General features: G+C 61.7%; 16 protein-coding genes. 13 read left to right on the top strand and 3 right to left on the bottom strand.

Features of this window, described 5'->3' with window-relative positions; translation table 11 throughout:
- Window positions 1-10 precede the first annotated feature (10 nt).
- From HNE_RS09150 to HNE_RS09140, 3 genes are all read left to right on the top strand, one after another.
- Window positions 11-3,139 (top strand): efflux RND transporter permease subunit, encoded by a 3,129-nt coding sequence (locus HNE_RS09150; protein WP_011646852.1) that lies wholly within the window; start codon window positions 11-13, stop codon window positions 3,137-3,139.
- A 72-nt stretch (window positions 3,140-3,211) separates the two neighbouring features.
- Complete coding sequence (cysE, locus tag HNE_RS09145) at window positions 3,212-4,021, top strand: serine O-acetyltransferase (RefSeq protein ID WP_011646851.1); 810 nt, start codon at window positions 3,212-3,214, stop codon at window positions 4,019-4,021.
- A gap of 92 nt (window positions 4,022-4,113) precedes the next feature.
- Entirely contained in the window at window positions 4,114-4,326 is a 213-nt protein-coding gene (locus tag HNE_RS09140) for a DUF3126 family protein (RefSeq protein ID WP_011646850.1), read from the top strand.
- Window positions 4,327-4,336: 10 nt separating this feature from the next.
- Here HNE_RS09140 and HNE_RS09135 read toward each other — a convergent pair whose 3' ends face one another.
- The 3 genes from HNE_RS09135 to HNE_RS09125 are packed head-to-tail and all read right to left on the bottom strand — an operon-like array spanning window position 4,337 to window position 7,294.
- Complete coding sequence (locus HNE_RS09135) at window positions 4,337-5,278, bottom strand: L-threonylcarbamoyladenylate synthase (protein WP_011646849.1); 942 nt, start codon at window positions 5,276-5,278, stop codon at window positions 4,337-4,339.
- 60 nt (window positions 5,279-5,338) lie between these two features.
- On the bottom strand, window positions 5,339-6,547 hold the full coding sequence (locus tag HNE_RS09130; RefSeq protein ID WP_011646848.1) for a cytochrome b/b6 domain-containing protein: 1,209 nt from the start codon (window positions 6,545-6,547) through the stop codon (window positions 5,339-5,341).
- 6 nt (window positions 6,548-6,553) lie between these two features.
- Window positions 6,554-7,294 carry a YceI family protein gene (locus tag HNE_RS09125; protein ID WP_011646847.1) on the bottom strand — a complete coding sequence of 247 codons (741 nt, stop codon included), beginning with the start codon at window positions 7,292-7,294 and terminating at the stop codon, window positions 6,554-6,556.
- Window positions 7,295-7,415: 121 nt separating this feature from the next.
- Here HNE_RS09125 and HNE_RS09120 point away from each other — a divergent pair, with 121 nt between their 5' ends.
- The 10 genes from HNE_RS09120 (at window position 7,416) to HNE_RS09075 (ending at window position 17,702) form a co-directional block, all read left to right on the top strand.
- Window positions 7,416-9,185 carry an acyl-CoA dehydrogenase gene (locus HNE_RS09120; protein WP_011646846.1) on the top strand — a complete coding sequence of 590 codons (1,770 nt, stop codon included), beginning with the start codon at window positions 7,416-7,418 and terminating at the stop codon, window positions 9,183-9,185.
- Between the two features lie 69 nt (window positions 9,186-9,254).
- Entirely contained in the window at window positions 9,255-10,373 is a 1,119-nt protein-coding gene (locus HNE_RS09115; protein ID WP_011646845.1) for a pseudouridine synthase, read from the top strand.
- A 55-nt stretch (window positions 10,374-10,428) separates the two neighbouring features.
- Window positions 10,429-11,493 (top strand): MBL fold metallo-hydrolase, encoded by a 1,065-nt coding sequence (locus HNE_RS09110; protein WP_011646844.1) that lies wholly within the window; start codon window positions 10,429-10,431, stop codon window positions 11,491-11,493.
- 108 nt (window positions 11,494-11,601) lie between these two features.
- Window positions 11,602-12,450: a signal peptidase I gene (gene lepB / locus HNE_RS09105; protein WP_035591177.1), complete on the top strand. Its 849-nt coding sequence runs from the start codon at window positions 11,602-11,604 to the stop codon at window positions 12,448-12,450.
- A gap of 92 nt (window positions 12,451-12,542) precedes the next feature.
- Entirely contained in the window at window positions 12,543-13,145 is a 603-nt protein-coding gene (locus HNE_RS09100) for a histidine phosphatase family protein (RefSeq protein WP_011646842.1), read from the top strand.
- A gap of 71 nt (window positions 13,146-13,216) precedes the next feature.
- Complete coding sequence (locus HNE_RS09095) at window positions 13,217-13,462, top strand: exodeoxyribonuclease VII small subunit (RefSeq protein WP_011646841.1); 246 nt, start codon at window positions 13,217-13,219, stop codon at window positions 13,460-13,462.
- A 10-nt stretch (window positions 13,463-13,472) separates the two neighbouring features.
- Window positions 13,473-14,381: a polyprenyl synthetase family protein gene (locus HNE_RS09090; protein ID WP_148205853.1), complete on the top strand. Its 909-nt coding sequence runs from the start codon at window positions 13,473-13,475 to the stop codon at window positions 14,379-14,381.
- Window positions 14,382-14,416: 35 nt separating this feature from the next.
- Window positions 14,417-16,339 carry a 1-deoxy-D-xylulose-5-phosphate synthase gene (dxs, locus tag HNE_RS09085; RefSeq protein ID WP_011646839.1) on the top strand — a complete coding sequence of 641 codons (1,923 nt, stop codon included), beginning with the start codon at window positions 14,417-14,419 and terminating at the stop codon, window positions 16,337-16,339.
- A gap of 105 nt (window positions 16,340-16,444) precedes the next feature.
- A complete protein-coding gene (locus HNE_RS09080) occupies window positions 16,445-17,086 on the top strand; it encodes a tetratricopeptide repeat protein (protein ID WP_011646838.1) in 642 nt (213 codons plus the stop codon).
- A gap of 34 nt (window positions 17,087-17,120) precedes the next feature.
- Complete coding sequence (locus HNE_RS09075) at window positions 17,121-17,702, top strand: hypothetical protein (protein WP_011646837.1); 582 nt, start codon at window positions 17,121-17,123, stop codon at window positions 17,700-17,702.
- The last annotated feature ends 46 nt before the right edge of the window (window positions 17,703-17,748 follow it).

The following is a 17,748-nucleotide window of genomic DNA, read 5'->3' as shown; positions in this document are numbered from 1 at the left end:
AGTGGGTGGGGTGAGCACGCTATTCTTCAGAAATACACGCCTGACGATCCTGGCGATCCTTGTGATCCTGCTGGGGGGTGGCGGCGCCTTGATGACGCTGGCCCGGCAGGAAGACCCGACGCTCGTCGAGCGGTTTGGCACCGTGGTGGTATTCCTGCCCGGAGCAGATGCCGAGCGGATGGAGGCGCTTGTCGCGCAACCGCTCGAAGCGGCATTGATGGAGCTGCCCGAGGTCGCGCAGGTCGATACGATCTCACGGGCCGGTGTCGCGCAGGTGGTGCTGGACGTTCAGGAAGACCTGTCTGAAACAGAGGTCGACAATGCCTGGACCCTTATCCGGCAAAAGGTAGAACAGGCGCGCAGTTCGTTTCCGCCCGGAGCATCCGCGCCGGACGTGACGCGGCAATATGTGGGCGCCGCCACGATGATTGTATCCCTCACCTGGACCGGCGAGGGAGATGTGCCGCTGCCGATCATGCGGCGCCTGGCACTGGACCTTCAGGACCGGTTTCAGAGGCTGAACGCGACGGAGCTGACGCAGACATTCGGGATGCCGACCGAAGAAGTGCGCGTTGTCATGGACGCGCAGGCGCTCTCTGCTGCGGGGCTGTCGTTCAGCCAGGCGGCGGGCGCTGTGCTGGCGGCCGACTCCAAGAACCCCGCCGGGCGGCTGCGGACGGATGGGGGGACGATCGGCGTCGAAGTCGAGGGGGAGTTCACGAATATTTCCCGGATCGCCGAAGTGCCCGTTCTTCAGCGGGAAGATGGCAGTTCGTTGCGGCTGGGCGATGTGGCGCGGATCGAGAAGGGGCTGCAGGAGCCCCCGACACGGGCAGCATATGAGAACGGGCACCGATCCGTTCTGGTCGCAGCCTATATCTCGCCTGAACAGCGCGTTGACATATGGTCCGATGGCGCGCGGAAGATTGTTGCCGATTTTGCCGTGAACATGCCGCCGGGTCTGGCTGCAGAAATCGTCTTTGACCAGAGCGTGTATACAAATGGCCGGCTGACCGGCCTGGCCGAGAACCTTCTTATGTCGGCGCTGATCGTTTTTCTGGTGCTGTTCTTCCTGATGGGATGGCGCTCTGCGATCGTGGTGGGTCTGGCGATGCCGCTGACGGTGGGGCTGGTGCTGATCCTGTTCAACGTGTTCGGGCATCCGCTGCATCAGATGTCGGTGACGGGGCTGGTTATCTCGCTCGGCCTGTTGATCGATAATGCCATTGTAGTGGCTGATGATGTCGATCAGTGGCGGGCGAAGGGGTATGGGCGGCTGGAGTCCATCCAGAAAAGCCTGAAACAGCTTTCCGGGCCGCTGGCGGCATCGACGCTGACGACGGTTCTGGCATTTGCGCCGATTGCGATGCTGCCTGGCGCCGCCGGTGAGTTCATCGGCATGATTGGCCTCTCGGTGATCTATTCGATCACTGCCTCGTTCCTGATTTCGATCACGATTGTTCCGGCGCTGGCGGGATGGTTTGACCGGACGCGAAGCTGGGAGAAGGGGGAAGTGCGCCGGACGCGCCGGTGGTGGCGCGACGGGGTGAGCATCGATTTCATCTCGGATGGCTACCGGGGGACGATTGAGGCCGTGTTGCGGTTTCCGCCGCTGGGCATATTCATTGGCCTGGCGCCGGCGATTGTGGGGCTTGTGCTGACCAGCACACTGCCGCAGCAATTCTTTCCGCCTACGGAGCGGGATCAGTTCCAGGTTGTCCTGAACCTTCCCAATGAGGCGGATATTGCAGACGCCGAGGAGGTGACCCGGCGTGCGACGGAATTCATCCTCGAAACGGAGGGTGTCAAATCCGTGACCTGGGTGCTCGGGGAGCCTTCGCCGCGGGTCTACTACAATATCATCAACAATACGCAGGGTGTGGAAGGTTTTGCTTCGGGCTGGGTGCAGCTCGACAGCGCCGAGCGCACGCACGAGATCGTCGATGATGTGCAGCGGCGCGTGCGGCAGGAGTTTCCGTCGGCGCGTTTTCTCGCCTTGCCGTTCGAGCAGGGGCCACCGGCGGATGCGCCGATCGAGCTGATCCTGCGCGGGCCTGATCTGGAAACGCTCAACAGGCTGGGCAACGAATTGCGCACGATCCTGAGCGAAACGCCGGGTGTTACGTATACGGTCGGGTCTCTGCAGCTGGGTGCGCCGACATTGCGGCTGAACGCGGATGAGGCAGCAGCGGCGCTTGCAGGATCGCGCCTGGCGGATCTGGCGACCAATCTGAATACCGAGCTTGAGGGCATCCGGGCAGGGTCTATCCTGGAGGGGACCGAGGAACTGCCGGTTCGCATTATCGGATCGGACAGCCGGCGGCAGTCGCTGTCAGACCTTCAATCCAAGACCATCGGGGCCATGCCGGGCGCAACGGGAACGCCGATTTCTGCGCTGGGCGCAATGGAGCTGACGCCGAAAACAGCGACGATTTCGCGCCGCGACGGGCTGCGCACCAACCAGATCCTGGCGTATCTTGATCCGTACACGCTCCCGGCGCCGACGCTGGCGCAGTTTCAGGAACGGCTGGCGGTGAGCGGGTTTGTTCTGCCGGCGGAATACGACATGCTGATCGGGGGCGAGGCGGAAAATTCCGGGGAGGCAGTCGGGAACCTGGCAGGGGTTGGCATTCCGCTCATGCTGGTCATGGCCGGGGCGATCACGCTGGTTTTCAATTCATTCCGGATGATGCTGCTGATTGTGGCGACCGGTGTGATCTCGGTGTTCTACGCCTTTTTCGGGGTGTGGCTGTTCAATCTGCCGTTCGGGTTCAATGCGATTGTGGGCAGCCTTGGGCTCTTCGGGATTGCGATCAACAGTTCCATCGTCGTGCTTTCTCTGCTCAAGGCGGATGAAGATGCGATGGCGGATGATGTTATTGCGCAGCGCGAGGTGGTGATGGATGCCACCCGGCACATCATTGCCACGACCCTGACCACGATGGGCGGATTTGTGCCGATCCTGCTGACGGGCGATACGTTCTGGATGCCGCTGGCAGCCGGGATTGCGGGCGGCGTCGGCGGATCGGCGCTGATCGGGCTTTATTTCACGCCGGCGGTCTTCCGGATCATGACAATGAAGCCGATCCGCAGGCTGTTTGGCTACAGGCCGCCGCCAAGACCGCAACCGGCAGAATAGGCAAAAGGAATTGAAACATCGCTTTTGCGATGCCATCTCACCTCCAACAGAAGACATGAAGAGGCTGCCCCAATGGAAAATCCTGACATCGGCGCCCCCCCTCCGCCCTGGAAAAGGCTGCGTTTTGAGGCGCAGGCGGCTGCGGCCGAGGAGCCAACGCTGGCGAGCTATCTCAACGCCGCGATCCTTTCGCATGCCACTTTGGGGCAAGCATTGTCCTTTCATCTGGCGGAGAAGCTCTCCGGGCCGGGCATGGGCCCCCAGCAGGTGCGGCACATTCTTTCGGCCGTTTATGACAGCGCGCCGGGCCTGATCGAGTTTGCCGAAAGCGATATGCAGGCCGTTCTGGAGCGTGACCCGGCAGCACGCGGGATGTTGCAGCCTTTCCTGTTTTTCAAGGGCTTCCTGGCGCTTCAGACGCACCGGATTGCACACGAGCTGTGGCGGCAGGGCAGGGAGACGCTGGCGTTTCATTTCCAGAGCCGGGCGTCGGAGCTTTTCGATGTGGATATTCACCCGGCAGCGCGGATCGGGCGCGCGGTAATGCTGGATCATGCCTCCGGCATCACGATCGGTGAGACGGCGATTGTTGGCGATGGCTGCTCGTTGCTTCATGGGGTTACGCTCGGCGGAACCGGCAAGGAAGTGGGTGATCGCCACCCCAAGATCGGGCGCGGTGTGCTGCTTTCGGTGGGCGCGAAGATCCTCGGCAATATCTCCATTGGCGACGAGGCCAAGGTGGCAGCCGGCAGTGTGGTGCTCAAAGATGTTCCGGCGCGGTGCACCGTTGCCGGTGTGCCAGCAAAGATTGTTGCGGGACCGGCGTGCTGCCAGCCTGCGCAGAGCATGGATCAGGCAATCCCCGAAACTTCGGCAGAATAACCTTCACAGCCGCTTGCAGCCCGTGCATTGCACTGTGAGCGAAACTGACTAGGTTCCCGCCAGCTAGTCCAGATAAAACAAGGAGTGCCGCCATGGAGCGCGAAGAAACATTGCGTCTTGAGGCCTATCTCAAGGAAAAACTTCATCCCGGTCTTCGCCTGCTTGCGCGCCAGAAGACCGACGATTCCGTCGAGGTGTATCTCGGCGCCGAGTTCATCGCCGTCGTCTACAAGGACGAAGATGAGGGTGAGACCTCTTACCAGTTCATGATGACGGTTCTTAAAGAAGACATCATGGGCGGCTGAGGCTGCTTCATCAATTGTCGCGGTAAGCCGCGCGTGCCAGCCTGTCGTTGATAGCTTCGCCGAGCCCTTCCCACGGGATGGGGGCTATGGCGATGCGGTCAAACCGTGCATCAAGCGCGCGCAGCATGGCAAACAGCTTGGTCGCGGCCTCTGCGAGGTCTCCCTCGGGTGAGAGGTTTAGCCCCTCGCGCACGCCAGGGCCAAACCCCAGATACCCTTCTCCCGCTTCCGGCGCGGCTGCGTCGAGGCGGAGCTGCGCGTTGGGCGCATAATGGGATTTGAGCATACCGGGCGCCGAGATTGCCAATCCGCTGGCCCGTTCCAGAGATTTTCCGATGAAGGTTTCGAGCACGTCGCTGGGAATTGCGCCTGAGCGCAACAGCGTTGCGGTTTCGCCCTCAACCGCGAGGATTGTTGACTCGATCCCGACATCGCAGGGACCGCCATCCAGGATCAGATCAATCCGGTCTGAGAGGTCGGCGGCAACATGCTCTGCGCGCGTTGGGCTTACATGACCGGAGCGATTGGCAGAAGGGGCGACAACGGGGCGGCCGAATTCGGTGATCAGTGCGTTGGCTGCGGGATGCGAGGGGCAGCGAAGGCCAACTGTCTGGAGGCCGGAGCGGGCAAGGTCGCAGACGGTTCCATTCGGATTGACCGGTAACACAAGGGTAAGCGGGCCTGGCCAGAATTTCTCGGCAAGACGCTCTGCCAGGGGCGAGAATACCGCTTCCCGCGATGCCATTTCCGTCCCTGAGACGTGAGCGATCAGCGGATTGAAGCGCGGACGGCCCTTGGCCTGGTACAGACGGACGACGGCGTCCGGGTTGGCGGCATCCGCGGCAAGGCCGTAGACGGTCTCCGTCGGCATGGCGACAAGCCCGCCACCGCTCAGGATTTCCACCGCCAGGGCGACAGTTTCGGGCAGGATCGGGACGACGGGCGCGGACATGGCTTCTCGCTTAGCACTGGGCTAATCGCCGTCAATGCGTAGCATCGCGGATGGCGCCCGTCAGTTGTTGCGGGTTGCCGTGCCTTTGACTTCAACCGCGATCTCGTCAGAGACCCAGCTGCCGCCTGCATCTGACACCTGGCCGAGATCCAGCGCTTTACGCGAGAAGACCGCTTTGCCTTCAAGGTCACCGCGGTCGCCGTCGATCTTGAGTTCGAATGTCAGAGGTGCGCTGGTTTCCTTGCCTTTAAGCGTCATCGTCGCTGTCGCCGAGTATGTTTCGCCGCCTGTGCTCTGGAAGTCCGAAAGCAGGACGGTGGCTTGCGGGAAGGCGGCGGTGTTGAACCATTCCGCTTCGCGCAGGGTGGAATCATAAAGTTTGGTTCCCGTGGCGACGCTGGCTGTATCGACGGTAACCGAAACGGCAGAGGCGGGGAGATCTTCAGGATAAAAGGCGACATCTGCGTTCCAGGTGTCGAAAACGCCCTCAAAGGGTTTGCCGTCATAAAGGCCGGAGAAGCGTATCTCGGAGGTAGCGTAATCGACCGTCCAGTTGCCGTTTGTCTCGGCGCCGGTGCCCCCTGCTGGGGCTGCGCTGCCTCTGGCGCCCCCTGAGCCAATGAGCGGAATGGCGGCAATGAGAGCGAAGAGGATAACACTGCTGCCGAAAGCGATAACGGCCCCGCGCGCGGGCGGAGATGGCGGAGCGGCCTTGCCAAAAAGGCCAGGGATCATGCGCTTGAGCACACCGTCCTCGCCGCTGATTTCATGCTTCACCGCGCCGGCAACATGCAGGCCGAGCAAAGTGATAATGACCCAGGCGCCTTTGGAGTGAACATTCTCCACGACGGCGTGGAGGAGTTCATTGCCCTGCTGGAGGCCGGATGTGAACGGCAGGTGGGGCCAGTCGACCGCGCCATAAAGCACCGTCGAAATCTGGAAGGGCGAGATGGACACCAGCAGCCAGCCGGCCAGCGGAATGATGACCATCATGGCGTAAAACGCGATGTGAACGGCGTGAGAGAGCTTCTGCTCATAGGGCTTCATGTCTGACGCCAGAGGCGGCGGCGGGTTGAGCAGCCGCCAGACAATCCTGGCGACTGTCAGAAACAAAAGCGTAATCCCCACCGATTTGTGCAGCTGATACCGGACCTCGTTGTCGTCCATGTTCCAGCCAAGCCAGATCATGAAGAGGAGAAGGATGGCCATGGCCCAATGAAGGGCAATGGCCACAGCGGTATAGCGAGACGCCGGTGAGGAAGTTGTCATACTGGCTTACTCTGCCGGGGCCGGTTCTGCCGGAGCAACGACCTGTTGGAACTCGGTTTCGATGATCACTTCCACTTCGTCGCCGATGTTTGGCGCGTAGGTGGCGTTGCCGAAGTCCGAACGCTTCAGAGTTGTGGTGGCGGAGAAGCCGATCTTGTCAGCCTCAGGCGCCCAGGGGAAGTTTGCCTTGCCGTTATACGTTACGTCGAGGGTCACCGGCTTGGTCACGCCGAGGAAGGTCAGGTCGCCGGTGACTTTGCCGGTCGACGGGGTGTCCTGGGTCACCGAGGTGCTGGTGAAGGTGATTTGCGGGAAGGCGTCAGCGTTCAGCCAGTTGGCGTTGCGGCCGAGGTCTTCGTTCCACGAGTCAAAGCCGCTGTCCGCATGGCCGGCTTTATAGTCGCCGGGGAAATCTGTCTCGACCGAGAGCGGGTCGATGGTGGCGGTGATGCTGGTGGCGGAAGGGTCTTCCGGGTTGAACTGGAGTGTCGCGTCAACCGTCTTGAAGCGGCCCGTGTAGCTGGAGAGGCCGAAGTGATCGACTTTCCAGGTGACCGATGTGTGGGCCGGATCAATCTCGTAGGTGCCGGCCGCGCCATATTCCACCGGAGCTTCGGTGGTTTCAGGGGCTGCTTCTGTTGAAGCGGTCGCTTCGGGGGCGGGAGTCTCGGCGGCGGGCGCCGCCGGTGTTGTTTCAGAACAGGCCGCAAGAATCAGTGCGCTGGCCGAAATAAGAAGAAGTCGCATGGAATCAGTCCCTCCAGTTGCCGTATGGGAACACTCTAAGTAGTGCACTCATTTACAGTGTGAACCTCAACTTTAACATCTACGCGACATATCATTTATTCAGAAACACAAAGGGATGGACATGGCCTACGACGCACCGGTCAGCGACATTGAATTTGCCTTGAACGCATTCGCGCGGATCGGGCGGCTGCAGGGGCTGCCCGGTCATGAGGCGTATGATCCCGATCTGGTGCGCCCGATCCTAGAGGAAGCGGCCAAGCTGGCGCGTGATGTGCTGGCGCCGCTGAACCCTGTGGGCGATGCGCATGGCGCAGTGCTTAAAGATGGGGGCGTTGTGGCGCCGCCCGGCTTTGGGGACGCCTACAAGGCATTCGTTGAGGGTGGCTGGATGGGGCTTGCCGCGCCTGAGGAATGGGGCGGCCAGGGGTTGCCGAAGGCTTTGGCGCTTGGCGTGATGGAGATGTTCCACGGGGCGAACATGGCGTTCGGGCTCTGTCCGATGCTCAGCTATGGCGCGGTTGAGGCGCTGCTCGCGCATGGCACCGATGTCCAGCGCGCGGCGTATCTGCCAAAGCTGGTGTCCGGCGAATGGACCGGCACGATGAACCTGACTGAGCCTCAGGCGGGCAGCGATGTCGGCGCGCTCAAGACCAAGGCCGAGCCATGTGAGGATGGCAGCTATTCAATCACCGGCCAGAAAATCTACATCACCTGGGGCGATCACGACATGGCTGAGAATATCATCCATCTCGTTCTGGCACGCCTGCCGGACGCGCCTGCCGGCTCCAAAGGTATTTCGCTGTTTCTCGTGCCGAAATTCATTCTGGATGCGGATGGAACACCCGGCGAGCGCAACGGTGTGCGCTGTATCGGGCTCGAGAAGAAGATGGGCATTCATGGCAGCCCGACCTGCGTCATGGAGTATTCCGGCGCCAAGGGCTGGCTGATCGGCGAGGAAAATCGCGGGCTCGCCTGCATGTTCACGATGATGAACTCGGCGCGCCTGAATGTGGGCCTTGAGGGCGTTGCGGTGGGGGAGGCGGCGTTCCAGACGGCGTTTGCTTACGCGCAGGAACGCAAGCAAGGGGCAGCGGCTGGCGTGACAGGTCCGGCGCCGATCCTGCACCATGCGGATGTGCGCCGCACACTGACGACCATGCGGGCGAAAGTGGCTGCAGCGCGGGCGATCTGTTACGCTTGCGGGGTGGCGGCAGATCTCGCGCACAGTTCGCCTGATCCGGATGTGCGCGCCGCGGCCAAGACGCGCGAAGACCTTCTGACGCCAATTGCCAAAGCCTGGAGCACGGATATCGGCGTTGAGGTGGCGAGCCTGGGCGTGCAGGTGCATGGCGGCATGGGCTTCATGAACGAGACGCTGGCCGCTCAGCTTTACCGGGATGCCCGCATCGCGCCGATTTATGAGGGCACGAACGGCATTCAGGCGATCGACCTAGTGGGCCGGAAACTTTCGGGCACGAAGGGCGCCTCGATGCAGGCGATGATTGTCGAGGTTGAGGAAACGGTGCGGCAGGCGCGGGCGACAAATGATCCGCAGCTGGTGCAGATCGCTGACCGGCTGAAGGCGGGCGCGGCGGCGCTATCTGAGGCGAGCGAGTGGATGGTGAAAACGCTGGCAGATGAACCCGAGAAGGGGCTTGCGGGCGCGACGGAGTATCTGGCGCTGGCCGGCGATGTGATCGGCGGGCATTTCCTGGCGCTCGGCGCGATTGCGGCACGGAGCGGTCAAGATATGGATCAGCGGGCGCGGCAGCTGGCGCTGGCGGGGTTCTTTGCGGAAACGTCGCTGGCCTCGGCGCCGGGGCGCGTGCCTGCGATCACCGAGGGCGGGGCGCGCTTCCTGGAGGGCAGCAAGGCGCTGTTCGGCGTCTAGCAGCGGGCTGTTGCTGGCCGGGGCGGTGGCCGGTAAGAGGGGCGTTGATCCCCGAGGAGCGAACTGGCTGTGGCCTGGACCAAGACCTATACCGGCGATGAGCCGTTACGCATCAATAAATGGCTGGCTCAGGAAGGCGTCTGTTCGCGCCGGGAAGCCGATGCGCTGATTGAAAAAGGCCTTATACAACTGGATGGTAAGCCGGTTACGGTTGCCGGGGAACGCGTCACCAAGGGGCAGACGCTGAGCCTTACGGATGCCGCGTCGCGGCGTCTGGATAACCAGCTGTCAGTGATCCTCAACAAGCCTGTGGGCTATGTTTCGGGGACTCCTGAGCCGGGGGAAATTCCGGCGATCCGGCTGATTTCGGAGGAGAACCTGTCGGGCAGCGCGCACGCTATCCCGCAGCGTTCGAACAAGATGGCGCCGCTCGGACGGCTCGACAAGGATTCGCATGGACTGCTGATTCTGTCGGAGGATGGTGTGCTCGCCAAGGCGATCATTGGCCCGCTGAGCGACATGGACAAGGAATACCTTGTCAAAGTGAGAGGTGACATCACCACCGCCAAGGTGGCGCTGCTACGGCATGGGTTGGAGCTGGACGGGCGGCAGCTGCGCCCGGCGGAAGTGACCCAGGAACGCGGACAGGTTTTGCGCTTCGTTCTGAAGGAAGGTCGCAACCGGCAGATCCGGCGGATGTGTGAGCTGGTTGAGCTTAGGGTGTTGGATTTGCAGAGAATTCGGGTTGGTCCGATCCTGTTGGCGGGTCTACCTCAGGGCAAATGGCGGCCGCTGGGTGCCAAGGAGCGGGCGGCGTTGCTGGCCGCTGGGGCCGGCGAAGAAGTGCGTTCGAGCCCCGCCCGGCGCGAGGATCGCCTGAGGACAAGTGATGGCCCGCGACGCGAGCGATCTGAGACAGGGCGCGACCAACCCCGGACAGATCGGGACAGATCGGGACAGTTTGGGACAAAGCCCGGACAGGGGCGGCCAGATAAGCCCCGCACCGGACCCAAACCGGACCGTGCCGGCGCGAAACCCGCGCGGCCGGGAGCCAAGCCTGCACGTCCTGGCGCAAAGCCCACTGCCGCGCCGGCGCCTGAGGGCCCCAGCAACCGTCCTTCGGTGCTCAAGGGCGACAAGTTCAAGCGGACGAAGTTGCCTCCCCGGGAACGCAAGCCGATCAAGTGATCTTTCCCCCGCGTGACGGCTCGACGGGGGAGCCTGCCGCCGTATCGTGAGTCCCATGGATGGATTTCTCTCAGAACCGACCCAGTACAAGGGTCTGACTTTCCCGCATGGAACGCTGGCGCCCGAACCGGGCGAAGCAATCACGCTGGCGCCGGGCGTGGAATGGACGCGGATGCCGCTGCCGTTTTCGCTCAAGCACATCAATGTGTGGATATTGGATGATGGCGATGGCTGGACCATCGTGGACACCGGCATGCCGCTGCCCGATACCAAAGACGCCTGGCGCAAATTGCTGGATGAACGGGTAACGCCCGAGAAGCCGCTGAAGCGGGTCATTATCACGCATATGCACCCCGATCATATCGGGTGCGCTGGCTGGCTCTGTTACAAGTATGACGCCGAGCTGTGGATCAGCCGTCTGGAGTATACGACCTGCCGGATGCTGGTGGCCGATACCGGCCGGGACGCGCCCAAGGCGGGGATCGATTTCTATGTGCGGGCCGGGTGGCCCCAGAAAGCCATCGACAATTACGTGTCGCGCTTTGGCGGGTTCGGGCGCGGCGTGAGCCAGATGCCGGACGCGTTCACGCGGCTGGAAGATGGCGACCGGGTGCAGCTGGCGGGCCAGGAATGGCGCGTGATTACCGGCAACGGGCATTCGCCTGAGCATGTGTGCCTCTTCAGCGAGACGCTGAATGTGGCGATCACCGGTGACCAGCTGTTGCCGCGGATTTCGTCGAATGTTTCGGTGCATCCGACCGAGCCGATGTCCAATCCGCTGGATGACTGGATCAAGAGCTGTGAAAAACTGCTGCGGGAGCTGCCCGAGGATTGTTTCATCCTGCCGGCCCACAATGAGCCTTTCACAGGCGCTCATATCCGCCTGCGCAATCTGATTGCCGGGCATGAGACGTCGCTGACGCGTCTGCGGCAGAAGCTCGAAAAGGGACCTTTGAAGGTTCCGGAGACCTTCATTTCGCTGTTCGGGCGGGCCATCAAGGATGACGAGATGGGCAGCGCCACGGGAGAGGCACTGGCACACCTCAACTACCTGATCCATCGGGGCGAGGTGAAAAGCCGGCCCGACACGGACGGCGCACTGCTATACAGCCTCGCCTGAAGCGCTGTTTCGCCTCACATTGAAATGCAGTCTTGCGGGTCATTTCGCCTTCGCAAGCCTGTTGCTTTTCGTCTAAGACATGCCGGATTGCCTGTGATTGGGGTTTGAATGACTGAGGAAAACAGCGTGCCGGACGAGGCACCGCCGCAGGCGGGTCTTTGGGCAAAGGTCAAGCAGGAGTTGCGCGAATGGGGCGCGACACTTGCGATCGTCGCGCCCGCCTTTCTCCTCTTCACCGGCCTGCTCTACGAGCAGCGGGTGATTCCCTCCGAAAGCATGGTTCCGACGCTTGAAGTCGGTGACCGGGTTGCGGTTTCCAAATTTGCCTTCGGGTATGGCCGGTATTCCCTGCCGCTGAGTATCGGGCGTTACCTGCCACTTGGTGGCGGTCGCTTTTTTGCCAGCACGCCCGAACGCGGCGATGTGGTTGTGTTTGAACACACCCATTCGGAACGGGTCATGATCAAGCGGGTGGTCGGCTTGCCCGGCGATACCGTTCAGATGATCAATGAGGAGCTGGTGATCAATGGCCAGCCGATTGAGGCAGAGTTCGTACGGACGGTGCGGTATGTGCCCGACCGGACCGATGTGGTGGATACCGCGCATGAATGGCGCGAAACCATCGGCGACAAGACCTGGCTGACGCATCGCGGCCTTCGCGGCCACACGGTGGATGACACGGCGCTCTTTGTCGTGCCCGAGGGGCATATGTTCCTGGTGGGGGACAATCGAAATAATTCCTATGACAGCCGTGAGCTGTCGGGCCATTGCCCCCCTGTGAACGGTGTTGTGGATCGCGCGGGCTGCCCGCTGCGCGTGCCGGCCGATGACGCCTCGATCGGGTTTGTGCCCCTGGACCATCTGATCGGGCGTGCTGATACGGTTCTGATGACGTTCCATCGCTGCAAGCTGCAGGATGATGAGCCCTGCCAGAAACGCGTATGGCGCGGACTTTGAGGCGCCAATCCATATCTTGCCCGCTCGGGCCAACACCGCTAGTCGGGGTCTGACCGGGGCGCTGGGCCCTGTGGCAACACGGAAATTTGGCGATGCCCAACACGACATCGACACAGCCGGGCCGCGGGCCAATCATCATCTCGCGGCATGGGCGCCCGGCGCTGGACCGTAATCTGGGGCCGCGCCTGCATTGGCGTGACTATGTCGATTGGTGGGCGCGGTATGAGCAGGGGCCTCTGGCAGATGGGCAGGACGCGCCTCAGGCCCTGAAAGACATCGTCTCGGATGCGGACATCGTGTTTGCCTCTGGCCGCCTGCGGGCGCAGCAGACAGCCGACAATGCGGCGCCTCACCTGCCAGCGGTCTATGACCCTGTTTTCAATGAAGCGCCGCTGCCGCCGCCGAAGTTGCGCGGTTTCCGGGCATTGCCGAAGACGTGGAACGTGCTGGCTCGCACGGTCTGGTTGACCGGCCATTCTCTGGAAGGTGAATCTGTGGGGGAGGCGCGCGTGCGCGCCAGGAGCGCGGCTTTGAAACTGCACGAAGCGGCGGCGGATGCGAAAGTCTACCTCGCCGCACACGGATGGTTCAACCGGATGCTGAGGCCGGAACTGCGGCGTCTGGGCTGGGTGTGTGTGCGCGATGGGGGGGATAGCTATTGGAGCTACCGGGTCTACGAATACCGTGGACAGTGACACGATTACGGTTGTAGCGCCCCGCAGCGGGCTTTAGACACACATTATCGGATATTCAGAACAGGCGCGCCATGTCGGATGCTAAGGCTAAACCCGTGGACAAGATGAGCTTCGAAGAAGCGCTGGCGGAGCTGGAAGGCATCGTGCGGCAGCTCGAGGCAGGCGAAGTGGAGCTTGAAAAGTCCATCGCCATCTATGAGCGCGGCGCGGCCTTAAAGGCCCATTGTGATGCGCGCCTGAAGTCCGCAGAGCTCAAGGTTGAGCAGATCGTTCAGGGGGCAGGCGGTCCAACGACCGAGCCGGCCTCCTTCGATTAGGTCTGTTGATATGGGGCCGGACCGGGGCGAAGTGACGAACTTCGAGCAGCGCCTCACGGAAGTTGCCGACAAGGTGACCGTGGCGCTCGATCAGTTGATCCCGCCTGCCAGTGGGCCTGAAGCCAATCTCATGCGCGCCATGCGCCATGCCGCGTTGGCCAATGGCAAACGGATGCGGCCTTTCTTTGTGCTGGAAACGGGCGCCATGTTTGGCGCGTCAGAGAAGAGCCTGTTGCGGACGGCAGCGGCGCTGGAATGCATTCACTGCTATTCCCTGGTACACGATGATCTGCCCTGCATGGACGATGATGATTTCCGGCGGGGGCAACCCACGGTTCACAAGGCGTTTGATGAGGCGACGGCTGTTCTGGCCGGGGACGCGCTGCTGACGCTGGCGTTCAAGATACTGGCGTCGAGCGAGACGCATGATGACCCGGCGGTGCGAGTGTTGCTGATTGAACGGCTGGCGGACGCGGCGGGCGCGCGGGGTATGGTGGGCGGCCAGATGATCGACATGCTGGAAGAGGAAAGCCCCCGCGATCTCAACACGATCACCCGTATGCAGCGGCTGAAGACCGGGGCTCTGATTTCGTATGCGCTGGAAGCTGGGGGCATCATCGGGCATGCCCGAGAAGCCGAGCGCAATGCGCTGGCGGGCTTTGCCAATGATCTGGGGCTGGCCTACCAGATTGCCGATGACATCCTGGATGCCGAGGGCGACGAAAGCATCGTCGGGAAGGCTGTTTCCAAGGACAAAGACGCCGGGAAGGCGAATTTTGTGACCCTTCTCGGGGTGGACGGGGCGCGGCAGAGGGTGCGGCTGCTCGCCGCGCAAGCCAAGGAACATTTGGCAATTTTCCGTGACAAGGCCCACATCCTGCTGCATTCCGTTGATTATGTGCTGAACAGACCCCGTTAAAAGCGGGTACGCGACGACCAGAAAAGCACGCTGATATGACAGAGACACGCCCCAACCGCCTCCTGGACGCTATTGATACGCCGTCCGACCTCAAAGGCCGCAGCCGCGCCGATCTGAAACAGATCGCGGCGGAAGTGCGCGAGGAGGTCGTGGATGTCGTGTCCGTGACCGGCGGGCATCTCGGGTCAGGCCTCGGCGTGGTTGAGCTGACGGTGGCGATCCATTCGGTGTTTGACACGCCCGATGACAAGCTGGTCTGGGATGTTGGCCACCAATGCTACCCGCACAAGATCCTGACTGGCCGCAAGGACCGGATGCGGACATTGCGCCAGGGCGGGGGGCTTTCCGGGTTCACCAAGCGCTCGGAGAGCGAGTATGACCCGTTTGGCGCGGCGCATGCGTCGACCTCGATTTCGGCCGGGCTCGGCTTTGCCAAGTCGCGGGATCTGCAGAACAAGGACAATCATGTCATCTGCGTGATCGGCGACGGGTCAATGTCCGCCGGGATGGCTTATGAAGCGATGAACAATGCGGGCGCAGACCGTTCGCGGATGATCGTGATCCTCAACGATAACGACATGTCGATTGCCCCGCCTGTGGGCGCGATGAGCCATTATTTCTCGCGGCTGGTTTCGTCGCGGCCCTACAGGGGCCTGCGCCGGATTGCCAAGAAGGTTGTCCAGCCGATGGGGCTGGAATCTCCCGCGCGGCGGGCAGAGGAGTATCTGCGCGGCTTTGCGATGGGCGGCACGCTCTTCGAGGAGATGGGCTTTTACTATATCGGCCCCGTTGACGGGCATGACCTCGATACGCTGCTCGACCTGCTGGAGAACATCAAGGCGATGCAGGATGGGCCGATCCTGCTGCATGTGGTGACGCAGAAGGGTAAGGGCTATGCGCCGGCGGAGAACTCCGCCGACAAGTATCACGGCGTTTCGAAGTTTTCGGTGGTTACCGGCGAGCAGGCCAAGGGCGCCGGTGGTCCCCCGAGCTATCAGAAGGTGTTCGGACAGACACTGGCAAAGCTGGGCGAGACCGACGACAAGATCTGCGCGATTACGGCGGCGATGCCATCTGGTACGAGTACGGACATTTTTGGCAAGAAGTTTCCAGACCGGCATTTTGATGTTGGCATTGCCGAGCAGCATGCGGTGACGTTTGCCGCCGGGCTTGCCGCCGATGGCATGAAGCCGTTCTGCGCGATCTACTCGACCTTCCTTCAGCGTGGCTATGATCAGGTTGTGCATGATGTGGCGATCCAGCAATTGCCGGTGCGCTTTGCGATCGACCGGGCAGGGCTAGTGGGCGCTGACGGGGCGACCCATGCGGGCAGCTTTGACATCGGCTATCTGGGCGCGTTGCCGGGATTCGTCTGCATGGCGCCGTCGGATGAAGCGGAGCTGGCGCGGATGGTGTTGACCTCGCTGGAAATCGACGACCGGCCGAGCGCGGTTCGCTATCCGCGCGGCGAAGGCGTTGGGGTGGTGATCCCTGATCTTCTGAAGCCGCTGGAAATCGGCAAGGGCAGGGTTGTGCGCGAGGGCACATCGATTGCGATTCTATCCTATGGCACACGTCTGCAGGAAGCGCTCAAGGCGGCTGAGATGCTGGCCGCTCAAGGGCTGAGCGCGACGGTGGCGGACGCCCGTTTTGCCAAGCCGCTGGACAACGAACTGATCGAGCGCCTTGCCAGAGAGCATGAAGTGCTCGTCACGATTGAAGAAGGTTCGCGCGGCGGCTTTGGCAGCTTTGTGCTGGAGCACCTTGCCAATTGCGGTGGGCTGGATGCGGGGCTCAAGGTTCGTGTCATGACGCTGCCGGATGTGTTCCAGGATCATGATACGCCTGCGGCTATGTATGATCAGGCCGGGCTGACGGCGCGCCATATTGCAGCGCGCGCGATTGAGGCACTTGGCCGGGGCGACCTGTCAGCAATTGAGCGCCTAGCCTCCGCCTGAGGCATCGCCACACTAACATCACACTTCGGCCCTGTGCGCGATCAATCAGGCAGGGTATGCAGAGGCGTTAGAAATCCGTTTCCGCCTGCAAGAAGGAAGTTTGATATGATCCGTCTCAGCCTCGCCGCCATGGCGTCCGCGCTGGTGCTCGCCGCCTGCGCCTCTCAGCCAGACCCACTTGCCCGGCCGGACGCGCCGGTTGTGGTTCCTTCCCAGTATGAGCTGGGCATGAGCACGGCAGAAGAACTCCAGGATGCCGGCAATGTGCCGACCGCCATTCAGCGCCTGATGCAGCTGGCAGGCGATCCCGAGCTTGCGCCGGAAGAGAAGGCCCATGTGCTCTATGAAATGGGCGTGCTGAGCATGAGCCCGACCGGATACAATCTTCCAGGGGCTGTCGGGTATTTTGACGAAGTGATCGCGACCTATCCGGGTACGGAATGGGCGCGCCGGGCCGAAGCTAAACTGCCAGAGGCGCGCGCGCAGGTCGGCGCTCTGAATATCGTTCTGGAATCTCCCGATTCGACCAATACGGAGCGCTTCTATGCGCTGATGAACCTGGGCCGCCACGAAGACGCCATCGACCTGATGACCCAATACTCGATCGAGCCGGACAATGACGTGAAGCTTGCCATGTATCAGATCGGCTATCTTTGCGATGAAACCGGGCTGACCGGGCAGAGCTACACTGTAGAGGACCGGGATGGCACGACGCGCAGACTGCGCTTTTGCGATTTTGGAAAGTAAGACATAAACTGTCTCCCAGCTCTCGGGGGACAGCATGGATTACAAAGATTACCGCCAGAGAATATCTGCCCTGGAAAAAGGGGAGGTTCTCTGGCGTGCTTATCCTGACCGGCTGGAAAAGTTTGGCGCCGATGGGATATTGCAACAGACAATTCCCTTTGACCGTGTGCGCCGGGTACGGATCGCCTGGGCGCCCAGCCGTTCACAACCGGGAAGGTTGTTGATGGAGCTTTTGGGTAGCCGGTCCCGCGTTACATTGTCGAACATGCATTATGCGGGGTTTGCCGATTTTGAGGATCGCTCGGAGAGTTTTTATCCTTTGATCTGGATGGTAACGCTGGGCGTGCGGCGCGCCAATCCCTTGGCGGAGTTCCGGGCCGGGGAACGCGTGGAATTCTATTGGCCACTGTTACTGGTCTCATTCGGGATGCTGGCTGTGCTGGCCAGCGTTCTGTTTTCCCTACCCATCAACGCTGGAAACCTCGCTGCGACGTCAATCCTCAAGGGTGTATTTATTCTTATCTCATTGCCTCTCCTGTTCGGGTGGGCATGGAAGTCTCGGCCGCGGTCGTTCAACCCCGATACCGATCTAGACGAGATGATCGCAATTCGCTGACCGGGAACCATATCGACCGAGGCGCGATGAGAAGATTGAAGGGGCA

Source organism: Hyphomonas neptunium ATCC 15444, from assembly GCF_000013025.1.
In the GTDB taxonomy this organism is placed as follows: Bacteria; Pseudomonadota; Alphaproteobacteria; order Caulobacterales; family Hyphomonadaceae; genus Hyphomonas; species Hyphomonas neptunia.
The sequence above is the reverse complement of the archived record's forward strand: the minus strand, read 5'-3'. Positions and strand labels throughout refer to the sequence as shown.